Genomic DNA, 6850 nt, shown 5'->3' with positions numbered 1-6850 from the left:
GCACCTGTTTCACCAGTAGCGCCCGTCGCACCGGTCGCACCTGTTTCACCAGTAGCGCCCGTCGCACCGGTCGCACCTGTTGCACCAGTGATGCCTGTCGCGCCAGTTTCACCAGTAGTGCCCGTCGATCCGGTCGCGCCCGTTATCCCAGTGGTGCCCGTCGCACCAGTTTCACCAGTCGCACCTGTTGCACCTGTTGCACCAGTAGCTCCTGTCGCACCTGTTATTCCAGTGGTGCCTGTCGCACCTGTTGCACCAGTAGCTCCTGTCGCACCGGTCGCGCCTGTTGCACCAGTAGCTCCTGTCGCACCGGTCGCGCCTGTTGCACCTGTAATACCGGTGGTACCCGTGTTACCCGTGGTACCCGTCGTGCCTGTTTCACCAGTAGAACCAGTTGCGCCAGTGATGCCTGTCGCCCCTGTTGAACCAATGGCTCCAGCAGTTCCAGTCGTACCAGTTTCACCAGTGGTGCCTGTCGCACCAGTGGTGCCTGTCGCGCCCGTCGCACCTGTCACGCCCGTCGTGCCGGTTGCTCCAGTAGTACCTGTCGCGCCAGTGTCACCAACCCCGGGGCCTGTCGCACCTGTTGCACCTGTCGCGCCAAAGCCCGTTGCACCAGTAGCACCAGTAGCACCTGTCACACCTGTAGGCCCCATCGTTCCTGCGGGTCCAGCGGAACCGGGGTGTCCTGCAGCGCCAGGCGGTCCGGCGACCCCTTGCGGACCGGGCGGTCCTGCAAGTCCAGCAATACCGGGAGGGCCAGCTAAACCAGCAGGCCCGGCAGGGCCAGGAGGCCCAGTTGGACCTGTAGCTCCGCTGCTGCAAGGTGCACATTTTAATCCAAAAAAGATAGCTAGCTGTTGCTGATTAGAGCGAATTAGGCTGAACAGTAAATCCTTCTTGCCCGGGGTCGTGCAGAATAACAAAATCACGGCACCAAGCTCGTTCAACAAATCTTCAAGCAGAACAGCCATGCCGAGCGGGGCGAAAGGGTGCGTTTCGATCAGTGTGATCATATTTTCCAAATGTGCAAGCAGAGTGGCTTCTTGAGTGCTCGTGAAGTCTATTTCGAACACTAGAGCACGCAATTCACGCATTAGTGCGTTCATTTGTGCAATGGTAGAAGGCGTTGGCGAGTTAAGCACAGCCGGAGCAATTGCTGCTAAACGCCCCAGTATTCCCTTGAGCATCTCCAATTGGGCCAACGTAATCGGAATCGTGCCTTTCGCCATCTCCAATCACCTCGTGATTTCAATGGTGCCGGTTGGCAGGGTGAAGGCATCTATCATCTCCGTTTCTCGCCAATCGATTAATCGCGGACGGGAATCGAGAATCGATTCATATTGCTCTTTCCAACCGTATCGAGCATCTGGATCGAGCCTTGCGTAGCGGGCAGCCTTCAACTGCCTGTCGCTTTCCCGTGCCCAGCCCCAATGTTTGAGCCGAAGCGGCGACTGCGTTGACGGCATGTCGAACAGATTGCGCGGGAATCGCCCGCAATGCTGCCGCATCTCGTTCCATTGGTATGGATACCCGGCAATATACCGCAATAGAAATGGCCGATACGTTCGATGCGCCTGCCAAAATGAATCTTCCCGGTATTGCGTCTCGTTCCAGAAGTCATAGAGCCGGAAGCAGTACAGATGAGCGTCCGAATGATCGATCAGTCCGCGAACTTGATCAGTAAACCGGTCTTCGAAGTATTCGTCTGCATCCAAATTGAGGATCCACTGAGGATTCAGTTGAACGGTTTTGTTCCATTGCTGCAATCGGAGCTCAATCTCGTTCGTGAATTTAGTCCGCTCGTTACGAACGTAATAGAGTGGGATGCCTTGCAGACGGTCGTGAATAATGTCAGCTGTCGCATCTGTACTGCCGTCGTCTATCACGACGGCTGCGTCGATATATTCCCGGTGGCGAAGAAGAGCGTCGCTTAAGTATCGGCCTTCTTCATTGGCAGCAGACATCGATAACACGAGCCGCGGTCCAGCACGTTTTACCAAAATATCCGGAACTCGAATCACGGCATTGGATGACGGTTCTGTCTTGCGCATATAGTGTTGAGCATTTACTAATTCCGACTCGCGGTACATATGGAAGGCGGGGTAATGGGTATCGACCGCCAATGGAATCCCAAGTGAAGCTGCACGTACGCAAAAATGCCGATCCTCGCCCCATAAGGACAAGTTCGGAATACGGCGGAATGATATTGGCATTGCCAATGCTTCCATACGAATAAGCGTACAGGCGCCAAGTCCACCAACGGAATACACGCCTGGCGTTCGGTATTGTTCCAGCAAACGTACTTGCTCCGATTCGGCAGCCGAATCACCTGGGGGATGCTGCCATGGCCAATAGTGGTCCTTCAGCCACACTTGCGGCAGTTCTGGACTACCCGGCGTCCACTTCGTCCAGAAGATGCAGGAAATGAGCGGTTGTTCCGATGCAAGGAGCGATTCGATCGTGTCCGGATGGAGCAGCAAGTCGGAATCGAGCAGGAATAGCGCCTCGTAGTGGCCGTCTCTCGCTGCTGCTATAAAATCGTCTTTCCAATCGGCAATTTGATCGATTAACTCATCGTTCCAATAATGCGTCGTCTCGTCCCGATAATATGTGGGCTTCGAAAGTCGACCGGGAAGAAAAGTAACGCGAGACACCTGTTCTTCGTTCACAGCATCCGAGAACTGCCGAAGCAGTACGCTTGAGGCAGCATCATCGTTGTCGTCAATGAACAAGAAGTCGCACGTCCAAGTGCCTTGCCGCAGACGCAATAATGACTGCAGGAATAAGGCAAGCATGTCTTTGTTCAGACGAATAGGGCTGGCAATCAGAATGCGTCGTCGGCTCATTGCACCACTCCCGTCAATCATAATCTTAACGAAAGATATGTACCCTATAGTAGTGATATTCATGATTTTAGAGTCTTCTGGCCGAGCCGGATCGAAGGACAACACCAATTGCTTGATCATTTCATAATGATTCATAAGATGTTCTTGTACGTCTTGTTAGTTGTTCCTTGCCTAAAATTTGATTTAATTTGCTAGAATGCGATATGGAAATATAGTATACTTCTTCCATGTTTGCGTCGGTTGGTTTGTTTGTCAGAGAGAGAAAGGATAAGCGGGGAGGTTCAAACGTTGTTTGATTTTATAGCGGAACACATCTGGCAGTTTCTTGTCATTGCCGAGGCGATATTCTGGATTACGATGCTTACGGCGATTACATTGAAGTATTGGTTCGGCCATAAAAAAGCAGCCTTCTCAGTGTTTGTGTTCACGATCGTAAACGAACTATGGATTTTATTCCTCGGTATTGTGGATATGCGTCAGTCGAATGAGCTAACCGGCTTTCAGATCATCATTATTATTCTGCTGTTGTACACGTTGTTGCTAGGCAAGCATCAAATGCAGAAGATAGACCGATCCCTATATCGCGTCGTCGCACGGATTAAGAAAGAGCAGACTCCCGCGCATGTGCGTGAGGTGAAATACGGGAAGGACAAAGCGATTGAAGAGATGAAGCTGTTCGGACTGCACGTTCTTTTATTCCTGTCCGCGCATGCCGTATTTTATTTATTCGTCTATTTCGGTAACCGGGAGCTGAATCCCGTACCGTCCGGACATCTGATCGATTGGCTGCGGGGGCAATTCCAGCTTAATGAATCGCTAGTCCAGATGAACAAAATATGGTCTGTAGTTCTGCTATTGGATGCCCTAATCAGCTTCTCGTATCTCTTCTTACCTAAGAAGCCGGACGAGACGAAAGATCTGAGCCAATAGATGAAACAGATAGTTAAGATATAACTACCATTCGTAGACTCGAATAGAAGAAAGGGAAGAGCAGCATGACGACAACGATCTATTTAACGAGGCATGGCGAGACGCAGTGGAATATCGAGCACCGAATGCAAGGCCATTTGGATTCCCCTCTTACGGACAAGGGCAGACGGCAAGCGCAGTCGCTTGGCGAACGGTTGAGCGATACCCATTTCGCCGCAGTTTATACCAGTTCAAGTCCAAGAGCAGCAACAACCGCGGAGTTAATTATCAGTGGCAGGGATATTGCGATCCACAAGAGTGACGCGCTTCGCGAAATCCATATGGGAGAATGGGAAGGCCGCTCGGACGTTCGAGAGGCTTTTCCGGAAGACGACGTATTGTTCTGGGAGCGTCCTCACCTCTATGTTCCGAACAATGGCGGAGAAGGCTTCCAAGATGTTCTCAACCGCGCTGTACCATTCATGCAGACTATCGCTGCTAGACATGCCGGCGAGGAAATATTGGTCGTCTCTCATACGGTGACATTGAAATTGTTGATGAGTCATTATGAGGCGCGGCCGATGGAGAAACTATGGGAGCCTCCTTTTGTCCATCCGACAAGCCTTAGCAAAATCATCGTCTCCAGCAGTGGAGCCAGAATCGAATATTATGCCGATATGTCGCACAGCAAGGAGTAGCAGGCAGACAGATGGAAACGACTGATCTTGTGCGGATCGTATGCTTCCCATAGAATAAAATTCTACGACATAGCGTGACGGAACTTTCGCCGCAGCAGAACGCGTGATTGATCAACATGAAGAAGGCGGGAAGCTTATGAAGCAAGGACAGATGCACAGAATAAATCTATTCGAGGCGACGAAGAACATTCACGACTATTCGAACTTCGTCGTCAGTGAAGTGAACGATCATGTGCTTAGAGCAGCCGTCATCGACGGGGAATTTCATTGGCATAAACATGAGGAATGCGATGAGCTGTTCCTCGTATTGGAAGGCGAGCTGATTATCGATTTCGAGGATCGTACGGAAGTGCTTCAACCGGGTGATGTCTACACGATTCCGCGCAATGTGATGCACCGCACCCGTTCGAATGGCAGAACGGTTAACCTTTGCTTCGAGAAAGCAGATAACGATATTACAGGAAGTTAGTCCGATCAATCATAGAGTCTTGAAAGCCGCGTGATCACGCGGCTTTTTGGCATGTCCACGACTTCATACTAGGTATAGAATTGTTGGGAGGATTCACCTGTTGATTTGTTAACTGCACCTATTTAATATAATTAAATGTTGAATCACAATTAAATAATAGACCCTCATCTATTGAGATGAGGTAGAGGTCGCGATGTTGAAGAGTACGTTGGAGGAGGTCCAGTATTGACTGAGGATTCCGGCGAAAAGGCACCATCGCCGAAGCTGCGCGGCTTACTGGCCGTGCATGCTGGGGCCGTTGCCGAAAGGGACGGAACTGTCATCTTGTATGATCCGCATACAGGATGTTGAGCTATCTTGCATCAGGAGATATGAGAGGGAGTAGAGGCTGCCTTCCTATAATGAGAAGGGCAGTCTTTTTGTGTTTACAGCTGTACATTTCGGAGCATCTTAAGTTCAACACCTAGAGGGAGAGTTTAGAAATTGGAATCGAATAAATTGCGAAGAGGCTTAAAGTCCCGCCACATGGCGATGATCTCGCTCGGCGGTTCGATCGGAACCGGTCTGTTCTTGGCAAGCGGCAGCGCCATTCATACCGCCGGACCGGGCGGGGCGTTGCTGGCTTACAGCATTATTGGTATTATGGTCTATTTTCTCGTAACGAGTCTGGGCGAAATGGCGACCTATATGCCGGTATCGGGAACATTCAGCACATATGCGACCAGGTTCGTCGATCCTTCGCTCGGCTTCGCGCTCGGTTGGAATTATTGGTACAACTGGGCCATTACGATTGCGGCAGAGTTGTCCGCGGCGACATTGATCATCAAGTTCTGGCTGCCGGACAGCCCTTCGTTTCTGTGGAGCGCGTTGTTTTTGGCTCTGATGGTGGGCCTAAACCTGCTTTCTGTCAAAGGGTACGGCGAATCTGAGTATTGGTTCGCCTTGATCAAGATCGTCACTGTTATCGTATTCATCGGCATTGGATTGCTCATGATCGTAGGCATTTGGAACGGCGATGCCGTAGGGTTCCGGAACTTTACGGCAGGCGATGCGCCGGTGTCCGGAGGATGGCTGGCCGTACTCGGCGTCTGTATGGCGGCGGGCTTCTCGTTCCAAGGCACGGAACTCGTCGGAATTGCCGCAGGCGAATCGGAGAATCCGCGCGTCAATGTACCGCGTGCGATCCGCAGCGTGTTTTGGCGTATCTTGTTGTTTTATATTTTGGCTATTTTTGTTGTTGGCCTGCTGATTCCATTCACAACGGATACGCTTGCCAGCGACAGTGTAGCGGCAAGTCCGTTCACGATTATATTCGAGAAGGCCGGCTTGAGCATCGCCGCTTCCGTTATGAATGCGGTCATCTTGTCTTCGGTCTTGTCGGCTGGCAATTCGGGCATGTACGCTTCTACTCGGATGCTGTGGGTGTTAGCGCAAGAAGGCAAGGCGCCTAAGCTGTTCGCCAAGCTCAACAAGCGCGGAATTCCGGTCTACTCGCTAATCGCGACAGCCGCGCTGGGCATGCTCGCTTTCCTCGCGTCATTCTTCGGCGACGGCCAAGTGTATATTTGGCTGCTGAACGCGTCCGGCATGTCAGGGTTCATCGCATGGCTGGGCATTGCCGTAAGCCATTACCGGTTCCGCAAAGCGTACATCGCGCAAGGACACGATCCGGCAAGTTTGCCATACCGCTCCATATGGTTCCCATTCGGACCTATATTAGCAGGGGTAATGTGCATGATCGTCATTATCGGACAGAGTATCAGCGCCTATTCAGACGGCCAAGTCGATTGGATGTTTATGCTGGCTTCTTATATCGGCATCCCATTCTTCCTGCTCTTATGGCTCGGATACAAATGGAAGTATAAGACGAAGTGGGTGAAGCTGGAGGAGTGCAACCTGGATCCGACGATCGATTAACCTTCTAT

Annotated in this window: 6 protein-coding genes and 1 riboswitch; of the genes, 4 read left to right on the top strand and 2 right to left on the bottom strand. The window is 51.4% G+C overall.

Annotated elements, in window-relative coordinates; all coding sequences use genetic code 11:
• Both PKO01S_RS29580 and PKO01S_RS01655 read right to left on the bottom strand, forming a co-directional pair.
• Positions 1-1232 (bottom strand): collagen-like protein (locus PKO01S_RS29580; RefSeq protein ID WP_164779417.1); only part of this gene is annotated, 1232 nt, incomplete at its 3' end.
• Between the two features lie 6 nt (positions 1233-1238).
• Positions 1239-2849 (bottom strand): glycosyltransferase family A protein, encoded by a 1611-nt coding sequence (locus PKO01S_RS01655; protein ID WP_127529528.1) that lies wholly within the window; start codon positions 2847-2849, stop codon positions 1239-1241.
• A gap of 288 nt (positions 2850-3137) precedes the next feature.
• Between PKO01S_RS01655 and PKO01S_RS01650 the strand changes: the two genes are divergently transcribed.
• From PKO01S_RS01650 to PKO01S_RS01635, 4 genes are all read left to right on the top strand, one after another.
• Entirely contained in the window at positions 3138-3779 is a 642-nt protein-coding gene (locus PKO01S_RS01650) for a hypothetical protein (protein WP_127529527.1), read from the top strand.
• Positions 3780-3844: 65 nt separating this feature from the next.
• The gene (locus tag PKO01S_RS01645; protein ID WP_127529526.1) at positions 3845-4456 is read left to right on the top strand and encodes a histidine phosphatase family protein; all 612 of its coding nucleotides are present in this window, start codon (positions 3845-3847) and stop codon (positions 4454-4456) included.
• A 151-nt stretch (positions 4457-4607) separates the two neighbouring features.
• Positions 4608-4925, top strand: coding sequence for a cupin domain-containing protein (locus PKO01S_RS01640; protein WP_127529558.1), 318 nt, complete (start codon positions 4608-4610; stop codon positions 4923-4925).
• A 174-nt stretch (positions 4926-5099) separates the two neighbouring features.
• A riboswitch (Lysine riboswitch) is annotated at positions 5100-5288 on the top strand.
• A 162-nt stretch (positions 5289-5450) separates the two neighbouring features.
• Positions 5451-6842: an amino acid permease gene (locus tag PKO01S_RS01635; RefSeq protein ID WP_246070409.1), complete on the top strand. Its 1392-nt coding sequence runs from the start codon at positions 5451-5453 to the stop codon at positions 6840-6842.
• The last annotated feature ends 8 nt before the right edge of the window (positions 6843-6850 follow it).

Origin of the sequence: Paenibacillus kobensis NBRC 15729, assembly GCF_004000825.1 — a bacterium.
GTDB lineage: Bacteria > Bacillota > Bacilli > Paenibacillales > Paenibacillaceae > Paenibacillus_T > Paenibacillus_T kobensis.
The sequence above is the reverse complement of the archived record's forward strand: the minus strand, read 5'-3'. Positions and strand labels throughout refer to the sequence as shown.

Coding starts and splice junctions, on each gene's coding strand:
- PKO01S_RS01655 (WP_127529528.1), bottom strand. CDS start 2,849: ATGAGCCGACGACGCATTCTGATTGCCAGCCCTATTCGTCTGAACAAA.
- PKO01S_RS01645 (WP_127529526.1), top strand. CDS start 3,845: ATGACGACAACGATCTATTTAACGAGGCATGGCGAGACGCAGTGGAAT.
- PKO01S_RS01640 (WP_127529558.1), top strand. CDS start 4,608: ATGCACAGAATAAATCTATTCGAGGCGACGAAGAACATTCACGACTAT.
- PKO01S_RS01635 (WP_246070409.1), top strand. CDS start 5,451: ATGGCGATGATCTCGCTCGGCGGTTCGATCGGAACCGGTCTGTTCTTG.